This is a genomic window from Opitutus sp. sgz309028, assembly GCF_059821195.1.
The window spans coordinates 1,336,043-1,358,663 of sequence record NZ_JCAMRR010000001.1 but is presented as its reverse complement, the minus strand read 5'-3'; the positions used below and the strand labels follow the sequence as shown (position 1 = coordinate 1,358,663).

12 protein-coding genes and 2 pseudogenes are annotated in these 22,621 nt (G+C 63.8%); 12 read left to right on the top strand and 2 right to left on the bottom strand.

Features of this window, described 5'->3' with window-relative positions:
- Positions 1-8: 8 nt before the first annotated feature.
- A complete protein-coding gene (locus AC6RV7_RS05215) occupies positions 9-1,670 on the bottom strand; it encodes a ribulokinase (protein WP_500092846.1) in 1,662 nt (553 codons plus the stop codon).
- A 217-nt stretch (positions 1,671-1,887) separates the two neighbouring features.
- On the opposite strand from AC6RV7_RS05215, the gene AC6RV7_RS05210 reads away from it, so the two are divergent.
- The gene (locus AC6RV7_RS05210) at positions 1,888-2,991 is read left to right on the top strand and encodes a LacI family DNA-binding transcriptional regulator (protein ID WP_500092845.1); all 1,104 of its coding nucleotides are present in this window, start codon (positions 1,888-1,890) and stop codon (positions 2,989-2,991) included.
- Between the two features lie 577 nt (positions 2,992-3,568).
- On the opposite strand, the gene AC6RV7_RS05205 is transcribed toward AC6RV7_RS05210, so the two are convergent.
- Positions 3,569-4,426, bottom strand: coding sequence for a DUF72 domain-containing protein (locus AC6RV7_RS05205; RefSeq protein ID WP_500092844.1), 858 nt, complete (start codon positions 4,424-4,426; stop codon positions 3,569-3,571).
- A gap of 239 nt (positions 4,427-4,665) precedes the next feature.
- Between AC6RV7_RS05205 and AC6RV7_RS05200 the strand changes: the two genes are divergently transcribed.
- The 11 genes and pseudogenes from AC6RV7_RS05200 to AC6RV7_RS05150 all read left to right on the top strand — a co-directional run bounded on the left by AC6RV7_RS05200 (position 4,666) and on the right by AC6RV7_RS05150 (position 22,619).
- Positions 4,666-5,223: a sigma-70 family RNA polymerase sigma factor gene (locus AC6RV7_RS05200; protein ID WP_500092843.1), complete on the top strand. Its 558-nt coding sequence runs from the start codon at positions 4,666-4,668 to the stop codon at positions 5,221-5,223.
- Positions 5,224-5,282: 59 nt separating this feature from the next.
- Complete coding sequence (locus AC6RV7_RS05195; protein ID WP_500092842.1) at positions 5,283-7,445, top strand: serine/threonine protein kinase; 2,163 nt, start codon at positions 5,283-5,285, stop codon at positions 7,443-7,445.
- A 149-nt stretch (positions 7,446-7,594) separates the two neighbouring features.
- Positions 7,595-10,483, top strand: a complete 2,889-nt coding sequence (locus AC6RV7_RS05190) for a TonB-dependent receptor (protein ID WP_500092841.1) — start codon at positions 7,595-7,597, stop codon at positions 10,481-10,483.
- A gap of 248 nt (positions 10,484-10,731) precedes the next feature.
- Positions 10,732-13,503 (top strand): TonB-dependent receptor, encoded by a 2,772-nt coding sequence (locus tag AC6RV7_RS05185; RefSeq protein WP_500092840.1) that lies wholly within the window; start codon positions 10,732-10,734, stop codon positions 13,501-13,503.
- A 96-nt stretch (positions 13,504-13,599) separates the two neighbouring features.
- Positions 13,600-14,622 carry an arabinan endo-1,5-alpha-L-arabinosidase gene (locus AC6RV7_RS05180; RefSeq protein WP_500092839.1) on the top strand — a complete coding sequence of 341 codons (1,023 nt, stop codon included), beginning with the start codon at positions 13,600-13,602 and terminating at the stop codon, positions 14,620-14,622.
- 10 nt (positions 14,623-14,632) lie between these two features.
- Entirely contained in the window at positions 14,633-16,027 is a 1,395-nt protein-coding gene (locus AC6RV7_RS05175; RefSeq protein WP_500092838.1) for an MFS transporter, read from the top strand.
- A gap of 13 nt (positions 16,028-16,040) precedes the next feature.
- Positions 16,041-16,991, top strand: coding sequence for a glycoside hydrolase family 43 protein (locus AC6RV7_RS05170; RefSeq protein ID WP_500092837.1), 951 nt, complete (start codon positions 16,041-16,043; stop codon positions 16,989-16,991).
- A 64-nt stretch (positions 16,992-17,055) separates the two neighbouring features.
- Positions 17,056-18,438 (top strand): annotated as a pseudogene (locus tag AC6RV7_RS05165) (glycoside hydrolase family 43 protein); the annotation flags it as partial.
- A gap of 18 nt (positions 18,439-18,456) precedes the next feature.
- Positions 18,457-18,699: pseudogene (locus AC6RV7_RS05160) on the top strand (immunoglobulin domain-containing protein); the annotation flags it as partial.
- A 958-nt stretch (positions 18,700-19,657) separates the two neighbouring features.
- Positions 19,658-20,812, top strand: coding sequence for an aldose epimerase family protein (locus tag AC6RV7_RS05155; RefSeq protein ID WP_500092836.1), 1,155 nt, complete (start codon positions 19,658-19,660; stop codon positions 20,810-20,812).
- A 118-nt stretch (positions 20,813-20,930) separates the two neighbouring features.
- Positions 20,931-22,619, top strand: a complete 1,689-nt coding sequence (locus AC6RV7_RS05150; RefSeq protein WP_500092835.1) for a sodium:solute symporter — start codon at positions 20,931-20,933, stop codon at positions 22,617-22,619.
- Positions 22,620-22,621 lie beyond the last annotated feature (2 nt).

Sequence of the window (22,621 nt, the reverse complement as noted above, 5' to 3'; positions counted from 1 at the left end):
GGTCGGAATCAGCGACGGGCTTCGTCCTTGAGGGCGAGCAGGTCCTTCATCACGCGGCCGAGGTCGGCGCTGGCGTTGCGGCCGCCGAACGCGTCGTGGACTTGTCGATACAAGGCGTAGAGCCGGTCGTAGGTTTTCTGTGCCTTGGCCTTCGGCTTGTAGGAGACCTTTTTCAGCGAGGTCATCGCCGCCTGGGCGCTGGGGAAGTCCTGGTGCGCGCCCGCGAGGACGGCGGCGGAGATCGCGGAGCCGAGGGCGCAGGCCTGCGACGAGCCGGCGACGAGCATCGTGCAGCCGGTGACGTCGGCGTAGGTCTGCATGAGGAACGGATTTTTCTCGGCGATGCCGCCGGCGCAGACGACGCGCTCGATCGGCACGCCGTATTCGCGAATGCGCTCGATGATGGCGCGCGCGCCGAAGGCCGTGGCCTCGATGAGCGCGCGGTAGATCTCGGCCCGAGTGGTGTGCAGCGTCGTGCCGAGGAGCAGGCCGGTGAGCATCGGATCGACGAGGATCGTGCGGTTGCCGTTGTTCCAATCGAGCGCGAGCAGGCCGGATTCGCCGGGTGCGAGGCGGGCGGCTTCCTTCGTGAGCTCCGCGTGCAGGGCGCCGTCGCCCTGGCAGACGACCTCGACCCACCATTTGAAGATGTCGCCGACGGCGGACTGGCCGGCTTCGATGCCGTAGAAACCGGGCAGGATCGCGCCCTTGACGATGCCGCAGATCCCGGGGATGTCGGGGACGGATTTTTCCGCGGAGACGACGCCGCAGTCGCAGGTGGAGGTGCCGATGACCTTGACGAGTGTGCCTTCCTTCACGCCGCTGCCGATCGCGCCGTAATGGACGTCCATCTCGCCGATCGCGATCGGGATGCCGGCGCGCAGGCCGAGCTTCTTCGCCCATTCGGGGCTGAGGTTGCCGGCGGCGACGGTGGCGTCGTGCGCTTCTGAATACAAGCGGTCGCGCAGGTCGGCGAGCTTCGGGTCGAGCATCGCGAGGAACTCCTTGTCGGGGAGGCCGCCCCAGTCCTCGGCGTAGAGCGCCTTGTGGCCGGCCATGCACACGCCGCGGCGGATTTCCTTCGGGTCCTCGATGCCGGCGAGGACGGACGGCACCCAGTCGGCGAGCTCGACCCAGGAATACGCGGCGTCGAAGACCTTCGGGTCGACGGCGAGGCAGTGCCAGAGCTTCGACCAGAACCATTCCGAGGAATAGGTGTTGCCGCACTTGGCGATGAACTGCGGGCGGTGCTGCGCGGCGAGCTCGGTGATTTTGGCCGCTTCACGCCAGCTGGTGTGGTCCTTCCAGAGCCAGCACTGGGCGTTGAGGTTTTTCGCAAACTTCTTCGAGAGGCCGAGCGGCACGTTGCGGGCGTCGACGGGAATCGGCGAGGAGCCGGTCGTGTCGACGCCGATGCCGACGATCCGGTCCGCGGAGAAACCGCGCTGCTTCTTCGCCTGCGCCAGCGAGCCCTTCACCGCCTTCTCGAGGCCGACGAGGTAATCGCCGGGATGCTGACGCGCGAGGTGATGATCGCGCGGGTCGAGGAGGATGCCTTGCGAGCCGCTGGGATAGTTGACGATTCCGGTGCCGAATTCCTTGCCGTCTTTGACGCGCACGATGAGCGCGCGGACGGAGTTGGTGCCGTAATCAAGGCCGAGGGTAAACATGAGGCGGGGAGCTTTCTTGGTGACGAGGGTTGTAAGGTGACGGAAACAGGGTCAACCCGGGTGCGGGCGTGACCGTAAAGCCAATCGTGCCATCCGGCGTCGAGGATGGCACGGCGGAAGTGGGGGATTTTCACGAGCGGGAAAGCGCCCGCGTGCGCTCCGTTACTTGACGGTTCAGTAAAACTGGCCGAGAAGGCGGGACGTTATTCCATCCGCGATGCCCCGACCGACCCTCAAAGACATTGCGCGCCAGGTAGGCTTTTCGAAGAACACCATCTCGTTGGCGCTGCGCGGCGACCCCCAAATCCCCGAGTCCACGCGTGCGCGCATCCGCGCCGTGGCGGAGCAACTCGGTTATCAGCCGAACGCGGTCGTCTCGCAATTGATGGCGCAGCTGCGCGCGAGCCGGACCACGCGGCTGCAGGCGAAGCTCGCGCTGGTGAACGCGAACCGCGATCCAGACGCGTTTCGCTCGCATCCGACGATTCCGACCTACGTCGAAGGCTGCGAGAGTCGCGCGGCGAAGCTCGGCTACAGCTTCGACCGTTTCTGGCTGCACGATCCGGCCCTCAACGCGGCGCGCTGGCTGCGCATTCTGCAGACGCGCGGCATCAAGGGCGTGGTGCTGGTCGGCCTGATGGACACCAACCGGCTGCCGCCGGAACTGCGTCCGGTGTGGGAACAACTCCCGACGGTCGTGACGGGCGTGCGCACGCGCGATCCGGCGCTCTCGTTCTGCTCCGTCGATCATCACAACCTTGCGTTGATGGCGCTGGAACAGGCGCTCGCACTCGGCTACCGGCGTCCGGGCCTCGTCTTGGACGACGTCATCGACGCCCTGGTGGAGCGGCGGTTTTCGGCGGGATATCTCACGGGGCAACGGACGCTCCCGCCGGCGCAGCGCATGCCGATCTTCGACGAGCGCGTCGGCGCCCAGCACGAGTCGCAGCGATTTCAAACCTGGCTCGAACGCCATTCGCCCGACGTGGTGTTCACGCTCTACAACCACGTGCTCGGCTGGATCCGGGAGAGCGGCCGGCGGGTGCCCGAGGACATCGGCGTGATTCAGCTCGAATGGCGGGCGTCGCGACCGGAAATCGCGGGCATGAACCAGCACAACTTCGTCACCGGCGAGGCGGCGGTCGACATGATCGTCAGCCAGATCCACAACAACGACGTCGGGGTGCAGCCGTTTCCGCGGGCGACGCTGATCGGCGCGACGTGGGTGGACGGTCCGAGCGTGCGCGCGCAGATCGAAACGCCGGCGGTTCGCAAGGCGGCCGCGCCGCGGCGCCGCACTTCCCGCAAAATTGCGGCGTAATCGCGAAATGGTGGAGCCTGACGCCCCCCCTCTTTGGACCAGGGACAAGGGTGCGTCGGGCTCCACCGATTGCAGAAACCGAATGAAAGAGGTGGAGGCGCGTGTCCCCACGCGCCTTGAGTTCGGCGGACGCCTCGGATCTGTGCGTTCCGTGCCTTCCGTGATCGGAATTCCGGGATTGAACCACGGATTGCACAGAGTGCACGGAGTGCCGGTGGCGCGCTCGCATTCGGTAGCGGCCGTCGTCCCGACGGCCAGATGCGGCCTCATCCGCCGGCGGACATCCACAGCCCGACGGGGCGTCGGGTTCACCGATTGCAGAAACCGAATGAAGGAGGTGGAGGCGCGTGTCCCCACGCGCCTTGAGTTCGGCGGACGCCTCGGATCTGTGCGTTCCGTGCCGTCCGTGGTCGGAATTCCGGGATTGAACCACGGATTACACAGAGTGGACGGAGTGCCGGTGGCGCGCTTGCATTCGGTAGCGGCCGTCGTCCCGACGGCCAGGTGCGGCCTCATCCGCCGGCGGACGTCCACAGCCCGACGGGGCGTCGGTCTCCACCGGGAACGCCGCACCGGCTTAATCCAAAAACGAAAGCTGTGAGCCGTCGTTGCTGGCGGCGGACAGCGGCGGCGGCACGGGCTGGCCCAGCAGACGCCGGAGGGCGAGCGCAGCCCGCGGCGCATAATCGGCGTAGTGAGTGTTGACGCTCACGTGGACGTCGGCGGCTTTTGTCGCGAGATGGCGGATACGTGCGGCGATCTCGTGCAGCTCCTTTTCGGAATAAACGTAATTGTGCCGCGCCTTCGGATCGGGGGAATACTCGAGATACTTCGGATTGCGGCCGTGCAGCCGGAGATAAGCGAGCGTCGGATGCGTGACCTCGTCGAGCGGCGGCAGGATTTGCGGCGCATCGAGCCGCGGTAGATCGGTGCACACCCAGGCGAAACGCCGCGCGCGAAGATAGGCGAACGTCGCCGCGCGAGCCTCGCCCTCGACCCAGCCGCGGTGGCGCAGTTCGACGGCGACGGGCGCGACGTCGCCGAACGCCTCCGCGACGCCGTCGAGTCCCTCTAGGCGATGTTTTTGCGGGCCGAAGCTCGGACTCAGCGTGAGCAGGAACGCCCGCAGCTTTCCGGCCTCGACGAGTGGAGCGATGGCGTCGCGGAAGCGCTGCGGCCGGCGCGCCGCGGCCTGCGGATCCTTCGAGAAGTCCTGGTGGAATTTGACGTCAAAAAAGAAGTCCGGGCCGGTCTGCGCCAGCCACCCGGCCATCTGTGCCGCGGATGGAATGGCGTGATACGTCGCGTTAAGCTCGATGCGGTCGAACCACTTCGCGTAGTGGCTGAGCCGCTGGGTTTCCGGCACGCCTTTAGGAAACAGCAGCCCGACATACTCCTTGTCCCGCCAACTGCCGCAACCGATGTGAATCGCCATGAGCTGACGGTGGCGTCCGCGGTTCGGCGGGCAAGTGCGGGCGACGCGTTTCTTCCGACCGCATTACGGTGAAGTGCCTTTCAGCTGGCCGCGACGGCCGGCGAGCGCCCTTGATGCTGGGCGAAGCCGTCGCCCCCTCGATCGCCGCCTCGCGGATGGACAGACCCCGTCTTTTCCCGTAGCTTGCCTTCATTGGAGCTGATCGGCCGATCCGAACCCCCAACCCCGGTTTCCTCCGCATGGCTGACATCACGTATGCACTGCAGGCGTTCGGGCTGAACGACCCCCGCGCGTCCGAGGAGATTCTGCCGCTGGTCTACAACGATCTGCGCCGGCACGCCGGTATGCAGATGGCGCGGGAATCGGGTGGGCAGACGTTGCAACCGACCGCGCTCGTTCACGAAGCCTGGTTGCGGATGGTCGGCGGCGGCGAGCAACGCTGGCAGAATCGCGCGCATTTCTTCGGCGCCGCGGCGGAAGCGATGCGGCGCATCCTGATCGAAAACGCCCGCCGCAAGGCGCGGCTGAAACGCGGCGGCGGCCAGCAACGTGTCGATGTCGACGACGTCGAGCTCGCGGCGACGAGTCCCGAGGAAAAGGTGCTGCTGATCGAGGAAGCCGTGGAAAAGCTCGAGGCGGAGGATCCGGAGCGCGCGAAGATCGTGGTGCTGAAATTTTTCGGCGGCTTCACCAACGAGGAAGTGGCGCGCAGCCTCGGCGTGACCGAGCGCACGATCGAGCGGCATTGGGCCTTCGCGAAAGCGTGGTTGTTCCAGACGATCCGCGCGTCGCAGTAAACGCCGGCGGAGTCATGCGGCGAACGGAGCGAGAAGAGGAACTTTTCGACGCGGCGCGGATGCTCGCTGCAGGAGCGGAGCGGCGCTCGTTTCTGGAGCGCGCGTGCGCCGGCGATCGCGCGTTGCAGCAGCGCGTCGAGGACCTGCTGGCGGCCACGAGCGACGCGGAGGCGTTTTTCGCCGCCGGCGGTTCGGTCGTGCACGAGACGGTCGCGCCGCTGCAGGTGCTGGCGCGGACGCAGATCAACCGCTGGACCGGACCGGCGGCGGACGTCGGCGAGGAGCCGATCGGCGCGAAGATCGGCCGCTACAAGCTGATCGAGAAGATCGGGGAGGGTGGCTGCGGCGTCGTTTACATGGCCGAGCAGGAGGAGCCGGTGCGGCGGCGCGTGGCGTTGAAAATCATCAAGCTCGGCATGGAAACGAAGAGCGTGATCGCGCGTTTCGAGGCCGAGCGGCAGGCGCTCGCGATGATGGATCATCCGAACATCGCACGGGTGTTCGACGCCGGCGCGACGGATCGCGGGCCGCCGTATTTCATCATGGAGCTGGTGCGGGGCGTGCAGATCACGAAATACTGCGACCAGCACCGTCTCGATGTCGGCGAGCGGCTCGATCTTTTCATCCAGATCTGCCACGCGATCCAGCACGCGCACCAGAAAGGCATCATCCACGGCGACATCAAACCGTCGAACATCATGGTCGCGCTGCACGATGGGAAACCGGTGCCGAAGGTGATCGATTTCGGAATTTCGAAGGCGACCGAGGCGCGGCTGCGCGACCGGCAGTTTTTCACGGCTTACACGCAACTCGTCGGCACGCCCGCCTACATGAGTCCCGAGCAGGCGGAGATGGGCGGTGTCGACATCGATACGCGCAGCGACATCTACAGCCTCGGCGTTCTGCTCTACGAGTTGTTGACCGGCCGGCCCCCGTTCGAAACGCCGGATCTGCTGGCGAGCGGACTCGACGGGATGCGCAAGATCCTCCGCGAGCGCGAGCCGCAGCCGCCGTCGGCGCGGCTGGCGGCATTGCCCGCGGCCGAAGTAAGAATCGTGGCGGAAGGTCGGAACGTGGAGCCGGCGAAACTGCTGCCGCTCGTCCGCGGCGATCTCGACTGGGTGGTAATGAAGGCGCTCGAGAAGGATCGCGCGCGACGCTACGAAACGGCCAACGCGCTCGCGACCGATCTGCAGCGGCATCTCGATCTCGAGCCGGTCGTGGCGCGTCCGCCGAGCTGGTCCTACCGGCTCGCGAAACTCGTGCGGCGCAATCGCGGCGTGTTCATCGCGGGCGCGGCCGTCGCCGCCGCGCTCGTGGCCGGCACGAGCGTATCGACGTATCTGTTTCTCAAGGAACGCGACGCCCGGCAGCGCGCGGTGGCGGCGGAACAGCAGCAGGCGCGGCTGCGGCACGAGGCGGAGGCGCGCGAGCGGATCACGCAGGCGGCGCTGCTCGTGAGCCGCGAGCGTTTCGAGGAGGCGGACGGCCTGTTGAGCCGGATGGAGCTCACGCAGCCGACGATGGAAGGCGCGGCGGTGTTCCGTTCGGTCGGCGAATGGCACGCGGTGCAGAATCGCTGGAAACTCGCCGCGGATCGCTTCGTGTCGCTCGTGGCGGTCAACCAGCTGGAGGGCTCCGACGTGGCGACGATGGATTATCTTCGCTGCGGCCCCGCGCTGCTCGAACTCGGCGACGCCGCCGGCTACGAGCGTTTCCGCCAGGAGGCGATCGCGCGGTTTTCGGCGGCGCCGTGTCCATTCGCCGACCGGATCGTGAAGATCAGCCTGCTGCTGCCCGCGAATCCGCGCGTGCTCGAAGCGCTCGCGCCGCTCGCCGGCGCGACGGTCGAGGCGCTCGCGGCGGCCGACGCCGGCGGCGACACGTTTACCGCAGCCTGGCGGTCACTCGCGATTGCGCTGCTCGAGTATCGACGCGGCAACTACGTGGAGGCGCTGCGGTGGAGCGAGCACTGTCTCGCGTATCGCGAGGTGAATGCGCCGCGCACGGCGACGGCACAGCTCGTGGCGGCGATGTCGTGTTTCCAACTCGGTCGCAGCGCGGAGGCGGCGCAGCGGCTGGCGGCGGCGCGCGAGCCGATCGAGGCGAAGTTGAGTGGCCCGAACGATCGCGGCAGTCCGATCCAGGGATTCTGGTTCGACTGGGCGTTCGCGCGGGTGTTGTGGCGGGAAGGGATCGCTCTGATTGCCGGCGGGCGCTGAGGCGCGCGGCTGAATTCGGAAAAAGTTGCGGACGCGTGTCGGGTTCCGGTTCGGAACGGCGCATGAGAGGCATGTAGCCCTGTTGTGCCGTGTCGTTTCTTTTTGGAGACGCGGGCATGTGGCGCCACGCAATCGTCCGACCCAAAACTATGACCCCCCATCCAACCCGTTCGCGCCGCGGTCTTCCGGTTTCCCCTCGGAAGCTCGCGGCTTTCGCCCTTGGCGCCTTTGCGCTCGGGCCTCTCGTTTCCGCGCAAACCACGGTCTCGGCGACGAATTCCGAGGACGAGCCGGTCACGCTCGACACGTATGTCGTCTCCGGCCTGCGCTCCAGCACGATCAAGGCGCTCGAGATCAAGCGCAACTCGCCGCAGATCCTCGAGTCGATCGTTGCGGAAGACATCGGCAAGTTCCCCGACAACAACGCCGTCGAGTCGCTGCAGCGTTTGCCGGGCATCCAGGTGACCGACTACGGCGCGGGCAACATCGCCTCGGTGACGATTCGCGGCCTGCCCGATGTCACCACGACGTTGAACGGCCGCAATATCTTCACCGCGTCCGGCCTCAGCCTCTCGCTGCAGGATGCCCCGACGAGCTTGGTTAAACAGATCGACGTGATGAAAACGCGTTCCGCGGCCCACATCGAGTCGGGCATGGCGGGCGTGATCGATATCCAGACATTTCGTCCCTTTGACTTTCCGGGGCAGAAATTCGCGATCGCGGCGAAGGGCACGTATCAGGAACAGCGCGACCACTACGATCCCAACGTCAGTGCCCTCGCCAGCAAGGTGTGGAAGGTCGGCTCCGAGGGGAAATTCGGCGCGTTGATCAATGTCTCGTATCTGACGACGACCTACCGCGATCAGAGCGCGACGCCCGGCGCGCAGGTGCCGTTCGCCAAGGGTGCGCAGCCGCCGCCGGCCTGGCCCGAGCCTTACGCGCGGCTGTTCCCGGACGTCGTGCCGTGGACGCCCGGCCTCGAGGAAGGTTTGCCGACGACGCCCGGTTCCAAGGTTTCGGGCGTTGAATACGTGCTCGCGCGCGATGCGATCTTCTTCAACGAGACGAAAGGCCAGACGAAGCGTCCGGCGGCCAACGTCTCGCTCCAGTATGCGCCGAACAAGGATTCCCAATACACGTTCGAGGCGTTCTACACGGGTTATCGTAACAAGAACTTCAGCAATCTGCTCTTCTCGTTCGTCGACTGGTGGGTGAACTGGACGCCGGCGACGCTGAACATCGAGCTGTATCCGGGCACCAACATCGTGAAGAGCCGCGAGTATATCGGCGCGGTGTATTCGTTCACCAGCGGCGACTTCGTCAAGGCCCAGACCGACAGCTTCCAGTATGCGCTGAACGGTAAATGGAATATCACCCCGGACTTCCGCCTCACCTCCGAAGCGGTTTACCAGACGAGCCAGTTCCACCGCGTGAACTACTTCTCGCGCGCTTATCGGAATGTGCGCAACGACGTGTCGGTCGATTTCAATGCCGGCGAAGGCCTGCCGGCGTTCCGCTATCTCGACATCCCCGGAACGACCAACGTGAACGAGAGCGACGTCTCGAATCCGGCGACGTGGAGCGTGCAGGATGATGGCGCGGTGCCTGAAGTCTGGTTCCAGGGCTACAAGAACAAAGGCAGCGCCGCGACCGTCACCACCGACGGCGTGCTCGATACCGACTGGGGCTTGATCAAGCGGCTGAAGTTCGGCGTGCGTTTCGACGACCGCAAGGCGTCCGAAGCTTCGCGTTTCGCGGAAGCCGACCGGCTCGCGCGCAATGGCGGCCCGATCTCGCTTTCTGCGCTGAGCCAGCAGTTCCCCGGCATCGTGAGCGTCAACAACGGCTTCTTCGACGGCCGCGCGGACATTCCCACGTCGTGGGCGTCGATCGACGGCGAGTATGCGTATAACAACCGCGAGAAGCTCGCTCCGCTTTACACCTGGCGCACGGGCCCGAACCTGAATTCGCCGCTCCGAAAGACCTTCGACGTAAACGAATTCACGTCGGCCGCTTACCTCCAGGTCGATCGGCTGGAAACGGAGATCGGCGGTCGCCGGCTCACTGGCCAGTTCGGCCTGCGCTTCGTCTCGATCAAGAACGAGTGGGATTTCACGAACCCGGCGATGACCACCAACAACACCCGCTCCGGCGACACCACGGTCGAAAAACTGCTCCCGAGTGCGGCGTTCACCTATGAGATCACGCGCAACTTCCTCGCGCGACTCGCTTACGGCGAAACGATCCGCCGTCCCAACTTCGGCGACCTGAATCCGTTGACCACCTACAACCGTGACGTGAGCAACATCGGCTACGGCACGGCGTCGTCGGGCAATCCGAATCTCCGCGCGACGACCTCGCGTAACTACGACCTGACCTTCGAATATTATTTCGACGAAGCGACGTCCGCGCACTTCGCGCTCTTCCGGCGCGAGATCGACGGTCTCGTGGTCAGCACGCGCCGTCGTATCAGTTATACGGATAACATCGGACCGTATGATTACATTCTGTCCGAGCCGACCAACGCGTCGAACGGCGAACTCGAGGGCTTCGAAATCGGCGGCAGCTACTTCCCGAAAAATCTGCCGGGCCTGCTCCAAGGCTTCGGCGTGCAAGGCAGCTACACGCACCTGAGCTCGTCGCAGGACACGCCGCTCTTCGATTCGGCCGGCGTGCAGACGGGCGTGCGGACGACCGACTTCTTCCTGGTGTCCGACAATTCCTTCAGCGCCACGCTCGCCTACGAACGCAGCAAGTTCAGCGGCCGCGTCTCCTACACGTGGCGCTCGGCCTTCCATCACCACAACGAGGCCGCGCTGTTCGCGAATCCGCTTTCGGTCTGGAACGCGCCGGAGCGCAGCGTGACCGCGCAGATCAGCTATCGGCTGGCGGACAACTTCGTCCTGACGCTCGAGGGCACGAATCTGACGGACGACACGCAGCACAGCTACTACGGCAAGAATGGCCGCACGACGAATAACTTCGGCAACTGGATCGTGGGCCGGACGATCTCGTTGGGCGCGCGGTATTCGTTCTGAGGCGGTCGTTCGAGGTTTCCCCCGGCCCTCTGGCATTCAGCTTGTAGGGCGGGGTCTCCCGACCCCGCCCTACATTGGATCCTGGACCGCGAGGGGGGGCGGGTCGAAGAACCCGCCCTACTTGGGGCGGCTCCCGGTCCGGATCCGCCCGCTCCTCTGTCGGATTTCACGGGCGAAAGGCGCATGTAGATCAGGAGGAGAAATGCCTCCTCCCAGTTAACTCGATTAACTCCAGAAAGGGTCGCCCCATGACTATCACCATCAGAACCGAGCGACGGCAGCAGCCGACGCTTCGCGGGAAAACGTCGGCGTTCCTAAGTGCCACGCTGACTCTGCTTTCGTTCCTCGCTTCGCCGGCACCCGCCCAACCGGCCAGCTCGCTCACTCCCGGCGCCGCCGAAGACGAGCCGGTTGTGCTCGAGGAATATGTCGTCTCCAGCCTGCGCGCCAGCCTCGCCTCGGCGCAGGAGATCAAGGCCAACTCCGTGTCGCTCATCGACGCGATCGTCGCGCAGGACGTCGGCAAGTTTCCCGACAACACCGTTGCGGAAGCGTTGCAGCGCGTGCCGGGCATCCAGGTCGGCCGCGCCAATGGCGAAGTCTCGTCCGTCGTGATTCGCGGGCTGCCCGGCATCTCGACCACGATCAACGGCTACGAAGTCTTCACCGGGACCGGCCGCGGCGTGGCGTTGCAGGACATCCCCGCCGACATGATCGGCGCGCTGGAAGTGCACAAATCCACGCAGCCATCGCTGTTCGAAGGTGGTGTCGCCGGCACGATCGATATCCGGCTCCGCCGGCCCTTCGACTTCAAGCAAGGCATGTCGGCTGCGACCACGTTGAAAGGCGGCTATGCCAACCAGGCCGACAACTACAGCTACAACGGCAGCTTCCTCCTGAACAACCGCTGGAAGAACGAGGCCGGCGAGTTCGGCGCCCTCGTGAACGTCTCCTACATCCGCCGGCAGTATCAGGACCAGGTGATCGATAACTACGTGCACTTCGGCGCCAACGGCGAGACGTTCGACATCGTCACGGATGCCTCCGGCACCCCCGGGTTCTACGCCGACAATTTCGGCTGGCAGATCATCCCTGGCGATCGCAAGCGCGCCGGCGTTTCCCTCTCGCTGCAGTGGAAAACCAACGGCGGCGTCGAGCTCTATTCGGACACGTTTTTCACCAACTATCGCGAGCGGCGTGACGTGAACTTCTTCATCGGCATCCCGAGCTGGGGCGGGTTCCGCCCGCCCGCCGAGGTCACGCTCTTCCCGGCGGGCGCCGGAGGGTGGAGCAACGACGGCAACAAGGACGGCCAGCCCGACCGTTTCGTCAAAAGCTTCACCGCGCACGACACTGTCACGCTCACCAGCACGCAGGCCTTCGACAACTCCACGGACACCGTGCAGGGCGCGTTCGGCGGCAAGTGGGCGACGGACCGCCTCAGCCTGAACGGCGAGGTCAGCTACAGCTTCAGCACGGTGAAGACCAAGGGCATCATCCTCGACACCGGCATCACCTCGCCCACGCAGCAACTCGCGATCACTTACAACGAAAACGATGCGCCGACCGTGAAGGCGTCGGGCGTGGATTACGCCGACGTGAACAATTACTTCATGACGCAGTTCTACGATCAGTGGTCCCGCGCGCACAGCGACTTCGTCGCGGCCAAGCTCGACTCGGTGATCACCCTCGAGAACCCGACGTTCCGTTCGCTGCAGGTCGGTGCGCGCGTGACGCACCGCAAGGTCAACTCCCGCGCGGACAGCCCGGGCGGCACCTTCATCTGGGACGCCGCGCGCGCAAAGGACGTTGCGGGCCTCGGCATGGTCACCGACACCGAACCGTTCGTGTCGGCCGATCATTTCAGTATCCGGAAATTCTGGACGCCGAACTCCGACTGGATGCTCGCGGAGGAGAACACGAACAAGCTGCGCCAGATCTTCGGCAAACCAGCCGGCCGGCCTGACCCGGAGCTCGGCAGCGCCTTCAACGACACGGAGAAATCCTACGCGCTGTATGGCACGGCGAACTTCCACTTCAACGTGGGCGACATGCCGCTCGACGGCTTCGTCGGCGTGCGCGCCGTGCGCGCGGAGCAGCAACTGAGAGGCTACCAGCGGGCGATCGTCGTGGATTCCACCGGCACCGCCACGCAGTCGCCTTACTTCGAACCCACCGAGAACAGCAAAAAGCGCTGGGAGATTCTGCCGATGATCAACGGCCGGTTGAAGGTGACCGACAAGTTCTTCGTGCGTGGCGCCGTGACCAAGACCAACCGCCGCCCGAACTTCAACGATCTCAATCCGGCGCTTTCCGTGACGGCCGCGACGATGACGGTTCCCGGCTCCGGCAGCGGCGGCAATCCGGACCTCGATCCCGTCGATTCGGTCAACTACGACCTCGATTTCAACTACCTGCTGACGAGCACGAGCTCGATCACGGCCACGGCCTTCTATCGCGCGATCGACGGCTACATCCAGAGCTACTCGTCCCCCGAGACGATCGGTGGCCGCACCTACAATGTCACGCGGCCGCGCAATACGAAGAACGGATACCTCCAGGGCTTCGAAGCGGGCTGGACCCAGTTCCTCGATTTCCTGCCCGACGCGTTCAACGGCCTCGGCGTGCAGGCAAACTACACCTATATCGAGGGCGAGAGCGAGAATCCGCTCACCGGGCAGCAGCAGAACATCTCGCAGGTCGCCAAGCATAACTATAACGTCGTGCTCATCTATGAACGAGGCCGCGTCTCGACGCGGCTCGCCTACGGCTGGCGCGGCAAATATATCGACGCCTTCAACCAACCCGGACTGCAGCCCAACACCGTCTGGGTGCAGCCCCGCGGCCAGCTCGACTTCTCCGCGAGCTACGAACTCCGCAAGGGGCTTTTGCTCACGCTCGACGTGACGAACCTCACGCAGAGCAAATACCGCGACAACTTCGGCGACATCTCGATCTTCTCGCGCGACGTTCGCAACTACGACCGCTTCATCGAACTTGGGGTGCGCTATCGCTATTAACCGCGTGCGCCTTGTCTGGCCTTCGAACGGGAACGGCCACGCCGCTCCCGTTCGAATCCACGGCGCCCGACGTCGCGGGAGGAAAAGTTTTTATTTATGCGTTCACTGATCTTCCGAGTGCTCGGCCTGGCTGGTGTCGTCCTCGCGGCGGCAAACGGCGAGGCGCGCCAGGTGAGTATCCACGATCCCGTGATGGCGAAGGAGGGAGATGCGTTCTACCTCTTCAGCACGGGCCCCGGGATCACGTTTTATAGTTCAACGGATCTGAAAACCTGGCAGCGACGCGGCCGGATTTTCCCCGGCGAACCCACGTGGGCGAAACAGGTGGCGCCGAGCTTCAACGGACACATCTGGGCGCCCGACATCGCGCACCGAAACGGGAAATATTATCTATATTATTCCGTTTCCGCATTCGGGAAAAACACCTCTGCGATCGGCGTCACTGTCAACCGCACGCTCGATCCGGCCTCCCCGGACTATCGCTGGGAGGATCAGGGGATCGTCGTGCGCTCGGTGCCGAATCGCGATCTGTGGAATGCCATCGATCCCAATCTGATCGTCGATGAGGAGGGCACGCCATGGCTGAGCTTCGGCTCCTTCTGGGGCGGATTGAAACTGGTGAAACTCGCGTCGGACGGGCTGTCGGTCGCGCAGCCGGAAGAATGGCATTCGATCGCGAAACGCGAGCGCTCCGTGCTCGTGCCCGACGAAGAACCGGAGCCGGCGGAAATCGAGGCGCCGTTCATTTTCCGCAAGGGCGACTACTATTATCTTTTTGTCTCCTGGGACAAATGCTGCCGCGGCGCCGAGAGCACTTACAAGATGGTCGTCGGCCGGTCGAAGGGTGTCACCGGTCCATATCTCGACCGCACCGGCAAGGATCTCGCGAAGGGCGGCGGCACGCTGCTGCTCGCGGGAAATCCCGCGTGGCCGGGCGTCGGCCACTGCAGCGCCTACACCTTCGACGGGAAGGACTATCTGGTGTTTCACGCGTATGAAACCGCGGATCGAGGGCTGCAGAAACTGAAAATCGCGGAACTCACCTGGGACGATGCCGACTGGCCGCACGTGGATCCAAGCGTGCTCGAACATTACGTGAGCGAGTTGAAGCCCGAGTGAGGTCCTGCCCATGACAAACCCTTCCAGCTCCGCCCAGAAACTGCCCGTGCTCGAGAAGATCGGCTTCGGCGCCGGCGACGCCGCCGTAAACGTCGTATGGTCCGCGCTCGCGATCATCATCACGTTCTTCTATACGGATGTATATAAATTGAACGTCGCGCACATCGCGATGCTCGGCCTGATCCCGCGGCTGATCGATGCGTTTGCCGACGTCGCGATGGGCATCTTCACCGACACCCGCACGACGCGCTGGGGTCGTTATCGTCCGTATCTGTTGATCTTTGCGGTGCCGTTTGGGTTGTCGGTGATGCTCGTGTTCACGACGCCCGACCTGCCTTATACCGGCAAGCTGATCTGGGCCTACGCGACCTACATCCTGATGATGTTGGTCTTCACGGTTGTCGTTATTCCTTACATTTCACTGCCGGGCGTCCTGACGGCGGATCCACAGGAGCGCCTTTCGGCCAACGGTTATCGCTTGTTCTTCGCCAAGGGCGCCTCCCTGCTGGTGAACACGTTCGTGCCGGTTTTCGCGGCGCGCTGGGGTCAGGAACATCTTGCCCGCGGCTATCAGGTCTCGATGGCGGTGATGGCGGCGATGGCGACGCTGCTGTTTATCTTCTGTTTCTTCACGACGAAGGAGCGGGTGCAGTTCAAGAACGACCGCAAGCCGCTGGGCGAGCAGGTGAAACTGCTCTATCACAACGACCAGTGGGAGGTCCTGTTCTGGGTCTGCCTCGTCGGCACCATCGGCTATGTGATTCGCGGATCGGCGGCGCTGTATTATGCAAAATATTATCTGGGCGGCGACGCACGGTTGCAGGCGGGGTTTGTGACCACGGGCATCGTGGGCAATATTCTCTCCATGGTGGCGTCGACCTGGATCACGAAGAAGTTCTGCAAGATTCAGCTCTTCCGCTGGTCGCAGCTCATCACGTTTGCGTTGAGCGTGATCATGTATTTCGCCGTCGCTCCCGGCGGCGTCGCCCTGGCCTTCGTGCTCTATTTCCTGATCAACTTCATCGTCGATCTGCAGGGCCCGGTCTTCTGGTCGATCATTTCGGAATCGGTCGACTACGGTCAGCTCAAGAGCGGCAAGCGCGTCGCCGGCATGGCCTTCGGTGGAGTTTCGTTCGCGCAGAAAATGGGGATGAGCCTCGCGGCCGGGATGGTCGGCTGGCTACTCACGTATTTTCACTATCAGCCGGATGTCGTGCAGAGCGCGTTCACGCTGGGAGGGCTCGCCGCGCTGCTTACCGTAATCCCAGGCGTATTTCACCTCGGGATGGGACTGTTGATGTATCGCTACAGGATCACCGACGCCCGCTACAACGAGATCAAGGAACAGCTCGCCCGCCAGGGAAAGCTGGTCTTCTCCGCGACCGACGAAACGAAACCGGCCTGAACGCAGCTTTCCCATGTCGACTCTTCTCAAACCCCTCATCCTGCAGCGCGCCGACCCGTGCATCCGCCGGCACACCGATGGATTCTATTATTTTACCGCCTCGGTTCCCGCCTACGACCGCATCGAGCTGCGCCGCGCGTCCACCATCGCCGGCCTCGCCACGGCAGAAACGGTCGATGTTTGGCGCAAGCCCGACACGGGCGCTTATAGCGAGCTGATCTGGGCGCCGGAACTTCATTATATCGCGGGCGCCTGGTATGTTTATTTTGCGGCGGCCCCGTCGCGCGAGATCAAGGACAACCTGTTTCAACACCGGATGTATGTGATCTCGACGTCCGCCGAGAATCCGCTCGCGGGCGCGTGGCGTTTCAACGGTCAGGTGGATACCGGCATCGACAGCTTCTGCCTCGACGCGACCACGTTCACGCATCGCGGCATGCTGTATTACGTATGGGCGCAAAAAGACCGCGCCATTCCGGGAAACTCCAATCTTTATATCGCGCGGATGATGACGCCGTCGCGGCTCGCGACGCCGCCGGTGCGTCTGTCGATCCCGGAGCTGGACTGGGAGACGCGCGGCTTCTCGGTCAACGAAGGTCCGGCGGTGCTCGTCAGCCACGGCAAGGTGTTCATCAGCTACTCGGCGAGTGCGACGGACGAGAATTATTGCCTCGGCCTGCTGCATGCCGACGAAAAGGCGGACCTGCTCGATCCGCGCAGCTGGACCAAGCTGAAGGAGCCGGTGTTCGAGACCTGCTACGAGTTCGGCATCTTCGGCCCGGGGCACAACAGCTTCACGGTTGCGGAGGACGGAAAGACGGACCTGCTCGTGTATCACGCGCGGACCTACCGCGAGATCGTCGGCGATCCGCTGTGGAATCCGGACCGCCATACCTTTGTGAAACCGATCGCGTGGGGCGCCGACGGCTTGCCGGTGTTCGGACGCGCGTCGTGCGTGGAATGAGGGAAGAGCGATGACGCGTCGAAGCAGCTATTGGCATCGATTTCTTGTTGGCCTGGTAATTTGCATGCTCCCGCCGGCGGCCGGAGCCATGGAGTCCTCCGTAACGCTTGGACCTGGCCCGACCTTCAGCAATGTGACGGTGCACGATCCATCGGTGGTTCGCGCCGGAAATACGTTTTATGTGTTCGGTTCGCATCTCGCGTCGGCCAGCACGACGGACTGGATGCATTGGACGCAAATCTCGACGAGCGCGGCGGCGGGCAATCCGCTTGTGCCGAATCCGCAGGTCGAATTCGCGGAGGTGCTCACGTGGGCGCAGACGAACACGTTTTGGGCGCCGGATGTGATCCGCCTGGGTGACGGGCGTTATTATATGTATTATTGCGCCTGCCGCGGCGATTCGCCGCTGAGTGCGATGGGCCTCGCCGTCGCCGATGCGATCACCGGACCTTATCGTCATGTCACTGTGCTGCTGAAATCCGGGATGGTCGGCACGAGCGAAGACGGCACGCCGTATAATGCCACGATTCATCCCAATGTCGTCGATCCCAGTGTGTTCTTCGATGCGACCGGGCGACTCTGGATGGTTTACGGCTCCTATTCCGGTGGCATTTATATCATGGAAATGGATCCGGCCACGGGAAGGCAGAAGCCAGGTCAGGGCTACGGCAAGAAACTGATCGGCCGCAATCACTCGCGCATCGAAGGTCCGTATATTATTTATAGCCCGGAGACGGAGTATTATTATTTGTTTCTGTCGTTTGGCGGGCTGGCGGCCGATGGCGGCTACAACATCCGCGTCGCCCGTTCCCGGAATCCAGACGGACCGTATCTGGATGCGCAAGGCAACGATCTGACGAATGTCGGCGGCGCCAACGGGACGTTTTTCGACGACAATGCGATCGCGCCCTACGGCGTGAAGCTGATGGGCAACTGGCAGTTTTTGCATGCGAGCGGCGAGCTAGGCACGCTGAGCCGCGGTTATGTTTCGCCGGGGCACAACTCCGTCTATCGCGATCCCGATACGGGGAAGTATTTCCTCGTGTTTCACACGCGGTTTGTCGGACGCGGCGAGGTTCATGAAGTGCGCGTGCATCAGATGTTCATCAACGACCAGGATTGGTTCGTGGTCGCGCCGCAGCGCTACGGGGGCGAGACAATCAACAAGATCACCGCGCGGCAGATTCCCGGAAACTTCAAGTTGATCAATCACGGCAAGGACATCACCGCGACGGTGAAAACCTCGTCGCTCGTGTCGCTCAATGCCGATCAGACCGTGTCCGGCGCGGCGAGCGGCACGTGGGCGTTGTCGGGCGATTGGTTTGCGACCCTCATGCTCGGCGGCACGACGTATCGCGGCGTGTTTGTGCTCCAGTGGGACGACGACAATCGGGAATGGGTGCTCGGATTCACGGCGGTGTCGGACAGCGGCGTGTCGATCTGGGGCAGCAAGGTCGCGACGTTGATGGGCGTCGCTGCGCCCGCGCTCACGAGCCAGCCGGTGGCGCAAACCGTGGCGGAGGGCGGGGCGGTGACGTTGACCGCCGCGGCGACCGGCGCGCCGTCGCCCGATTTGCAGTGGGCGCGCAACGGCGTCGCGCTCACCGGCGGGACCGGCTCGACGTGGACGATCGCCAATGCCGGACCGGCGGACGCGGGCGTTTACACGATCGCCGCGTCGAATTTCGCAGGTGTCGAGACCAGCACGCCGGTGATCGTGGGGTTGAGTTCGACGAAGAAGGTGATCGGCGACGGTTACGAGATCGATGCCAACGTCGTGCATCCCAACCACAACGTTTACGATCAGGTCCTGCTCACCGGCGCGGCGGAGGCGGTGACGGCCGATTGGAACGAAAAGCAGATCGTGCGCACGTCGTTCATCGATTTGGATGACGACATCGTGCAGGTGGAGATGTCCGGACCGGGGACGTTGAGCCTCGTGCTTACGGAGACGTCCCCTCCGGCCAAGCCGGCGAAATACATTCAGGACGTGAGCTACATGAAAGGTCACGCGGGCATCGTGATCACGGGCGCCGATGAAAATACCAACGTTTCGGTCTTCACCGTCGGTCGAAAAACCGCCGTGAACCCCGCGCTTTTCCCGCCCGGGATGGACTACGACGGGATCGCCGATATCGCGTTCATCGCGATCGCCTCGACGAACGGAAAGTTCGGCGGCGTGCGCACCGGAAACGCGAACTATTTCGCGGCCGATGGCGTGACGGGGATTTACGCGCCCGGCGTGGCGTTTCAGGGACCGGTGTATGTGGGCAACATCACGGCGCATGACGCGGCGATGCCGGTCCTCAAGTTCGGCGCCAGCGGCGACGTCCAGATCACGGGCGGCGATCTCTGGCAGGCGAACGGCCGGCCGGTCGAAGTCGGTGGGCTCACGCGGCTGCAGTTTTCGGACGGCACCGATTCGCACGGGAATCTCATCCTCAAGAAAGCCAATCGCGGCGTGCTCGTGCAGGACGGGCAGGACGTGACCGCGCAGGTCGTCTCCGGCCCGTGAGCACGCCGGCGGCGTGCGCCGCGTGGGGCGCCCCACTGAACGGGACTGTAATTTTCCCGCCAAGAGGGATTGCGCTGCTTCGAGCCGTGATCTTTTGCTGGAGGACCCCGCCGCCCTCCAGCAGGTGCGCGGCCTGAGCTTTCAATTCCCTATGAAAACTGTTGTGCGCTTGTTCTATTGTTGTGCGGCCGTGTTGTCTTGCGCGGCTACGTCGCTCTTGGGAGCGTCCGCCACCCCTGTGATCACCGTGAAATCCTTCGGTCAACTGCCCGACGGTCGGCAGACCCACCTCTACACTCTGGAAAACGCGAGCGGCTTTCGTGCCGACATCAGCGATCTCGGCGGCGTCGTCGTGAACCTGCTGGTGCCCGACAAGGCCGGCCAGCTCGCCGACGTCTCGCTCGGTTTCGACAACGCTGCGCAATACCTGAAGGAGTCGCCGTTCTTCGGCGCGCTCATCGGCCGCTACGGCAACCGCATCGCGCACGGCAAGTTCACGCTCGACGGGAAAACGTATTCGCTCGCGACGAACAACTCGCCGGGCGGCATCCCGTGCTCCCTGCACGGCGGCCTGGTCGGCTTCGACAAAGTCGTCTGGCAGGCGCGTCCGACGATCGTCGACGGCAACCCGACGCTGGTCCTGAACTACCTCAGCCGCGACGGCGAGGAGGGTTACCCCGGCAATCTCTCCGTGGAAGTGACCTACACGGTCACGCCGAAGAACGAACTGCGGATCGATTACAAGGCGACGACCGACAAGGCGACGCCCGTCAACCTGACCAACCACACGTATTTCAACCTCCGCGGCGAGGGCAACGGCACGATCCTCGATCACGTGCTCACGATGCACGCGAGCAAGACGACCCCGGTGAACGCCGGCCTGATCCCGACCGGCGAAATCGTCCCGGTCGCGGGCACGCCGCTCGACTTCACCCAGCCGCACGCGATCGGCGAGCGGATCGACGCCAACAACGAGCAGCTGAAGTTCGGCGGCGGCTACGATCACAACTGGGTCCTCGACAACCAGAGCGGCAAGCTCGCGCTCGCCGCCACCGTGCACGAACCGAAATCCGGCCGCTTCATGGAAGTCCTCACGACCGAGCCCGGCTTGCAGTTCTACTCGGGCAACTTCCTCGACGGCACCCTTACCGGTAAAAGCGGCAAAAAGTATCCGTTCCGCAGCGGTCTCTGCCTCGAGACGCAGCACTATCCGGACTCCCCGAATCACGATAACTTCCCGTCCACGATCCTGCGTCCCGGCGAAACGCTCCGCAGCACCACCATCTATCGTTTCAGCACGAAGTGACCGGCGCCCGGCCTTTGACTGTCAGGCGGCACTCCGCCCGGCCGCAGCGGCCGATCCGGATTCTGGATACCTTTTGCGCAGACCTCATTAACCCCAACGACGGCTTCTTCGGAACTTCATGCAACCTCTAGACTGGATCGTCATCACCCTCTATTTCGGCCTCATCGGCTGGGTCGCCTGGTGGTATGGGCGACATCAGAAAGACAGCGTCGACTACTTCCTCGCCGGGCGAAACGCCGGCTGGGTCGTGATCGGCTCCTCGATCTTCACGTCCAACATCGGCTCCGAGCACATCGTCGGACTCGCCGGCCAGGGCGCCGCGACCGGCATGGCCATGGCGCACTGGGAGCTTCACGCCTGGTGTCTCATCGTGCTCGCCGGCTTGTTCGTGCCGTTTTATTACAAGTCCGGGGTGCAGACGATCCCCGAGTTTCTCGAGCGGCGCTTCAACGCCCGCACGCGCACCATTCTCTCCTGCGTCTCGCTCGTCGCGTATGTGTTCACCAAGGTCAGCGTGACCGTCTACGCCGGCGCGATCGTCTTCCAGGCGCTGTTGCCCGACACCTTCGGTTCGCCGCAAAACGCGTTCTGGTTCGGTGCGTTTTTCACCGTGATCGTGACCGGTATCTACACCGTGTTCGGTGGCATGCGCGCGATCATGTATACGGCGACGCCGCAAGCGGTGATCATCCTGTTCGGCTCCTTCGTCATCACGAGCATCGGTCTTTCGAAACTCGGCGGCTGGAGCGAGCTCGTGACCGTCACAAAAGCCAACGCGGAAAACTTCGCGCTCTGGCGGCCGTTGTCGGATCCGAACTTCCCGTGGCTGGGCGTCCTGATCGCCTCGCCGATCATCGGTCTGTGGTATTGGTGCACCGACCAATACATCGTGCAACGCGTGCTGTCTGCAAAGGACCTGCCGACCGCCCGCCGCGGCGCGCTGTTCGGCGGTCTGCTCAAGGTCTGGCCGGTGCTGATCTTCCTTATTCCCGGCATGATCGGCTGGGCGTTGCACCAGAAGGGCATCATCCAACTGCCGTTCAAGATTGGCGTCGATGGCCTTCCGACCGACGTCATTGATGGCGACCAGGTGTTCCCGACGCTGGTCAAAACACTCCTGCCCGTCGGTATTCGCGGCCTGATTGTGGCGTGCTTGCTGGCGGCGCTGATGAGCTCGCTGGCGTCGCTCTTCAACTCGAGCGCCTCGCTCTTCACTGTCGATATCTACGAAAAACTGCGCCCGAACAGCTCGGCGAAGCATCTCCTCCTGGTCGGCCGCATCGCGACGACCGTCGTGGTTGGCCTTGGCATGATCTGGATCCCCGTGATGGCGAAGATCTCCGGCGGCGGCTTGTATCAATACCTGCAAAGCGTGCAGGGTTATCTCGCTCCGCCGATCACGGCCGTGTTCTTCCTCGGCCTCTTCTGGACCCGCATCAACGCCACCGGCGCCACGTGGGGTCTCGCGGGCGGCTTCCTGCTCGGCATGGCCAAGTTGACCATCCAGGCCTTCTTCGGCGCGGGCAAGATCGAGAATCCTGCGTTCCTCGCGTGGATCGGCGATTTCAACTTCCTCTATGCGACCGGCGTTCTGTTCGCGCTGAGCGCGATCATCATGGTGATCGCCTCGTTCCTCACGCCGCCTCCTCCTCCGGAAAAGCTCCACGGCGTCACCTACGGCTCCGTCCACCGCGAATCGCACGAGGAAATCGTCAAGAGCTGGGATGCTGGCAACAAGCTCATGGTCGTCCTGATCGTCGGCCTCGTGCTCGGCCTGTATCTCTACTTCTCCTTCTGGCTGAAGTGACG

Excerpts from the sequence above, each read along its gene's own strand:
- AC6RV7_RS05215 (WP_500092846.1), bottom strand. The coding sequence starts at position 1,670 with ATGTTTACCCTCGGCCTTGATTACGGCACCAACTCCGTCCGCGCGCTC.
- AC6RV7_RS05210 (WP_500092845.1), top strand. The coding sequence starts at position 1,888 with ATGCCCCGACCGACCCTCAAAGACATTGCGCGCCAGGTAGGCTTTTCG.
- AC6RV7_RS05205 (WP_500092844.1), bottom strand. The coding sequence starts at position 4,426 with ATGGCGATTCACATCGGTTGCGGCAGTTGGCGGGACAAGGAGTATGTC.
- AC6RV7_RS05200 (WP_500092843.1), top strand. The coding sequence starts at position 4,666 with ATGGCTGACATCACGTATGCACTGCAGGCGTTCGGGCTGAACGACCCC.
- AC6RV7_RS05195 (WP_500092842.1), top strand. The coding sequence starts at position 5,283 with ATGCTCGCTGCAGGAGCGGAGCGGCGCTCGTTTCTGGAGCGCGCGTGC.
- AC6RV7_RS05190 (WP_500092841.1), top strand. The coding sequence starts at position 7,595 with ATGACCCCCCATCCAACCCGTTCGCGCCGCGGTCTTCCGGTTTCCCCT.
- AC6RV7_RS05185 (WP_500092840.1), top strand. The coding sequence starts at position 10,732 with ATGACTATCACCATCAGAACCGAGCGACGGCAGCAGCCGACGCTTCGC.
- AC6RV7_RS05180 (WP_500092839.1), top strand. The coding sequence starts at position 13,600 with ATGCGTTCACTGATCTTCCGAGTGCTCGGCCTGGCTGGTGTCGTCCTC.
- AC6RV7_RS05175 (WP_500092838.1), top strand. The coding sequence starts at position 14,633 with ATGACAAACCCTTCCAGCTCCGCCCAGAAACTGCCCGTGCTCGAGAAG.
- AC6RV7_RS05170 (WP_500092837.1), top strand. The coding sequence starts at position 16,041 with ATGTCGACTCTTCTCAAACCCCTCATCCTGCAGCGCGCCGACCCGTGC.
- AC6RV7_RS05155 (WP_500092836.1), top strand. The coding sequence starts at position 19,658 with ATGAAAACTGTTGTGCGCTTGTTCTATTGTTGTGCGGCCGTGTTGTCT.
- AC6RV7_RS05150 (WP_500092835.1), top strand. The coding sequence starts at position 20,931 with ATGCAACCTCTAGACTGGATCGTCATCACCCTCTATTTCGGCCTCATC.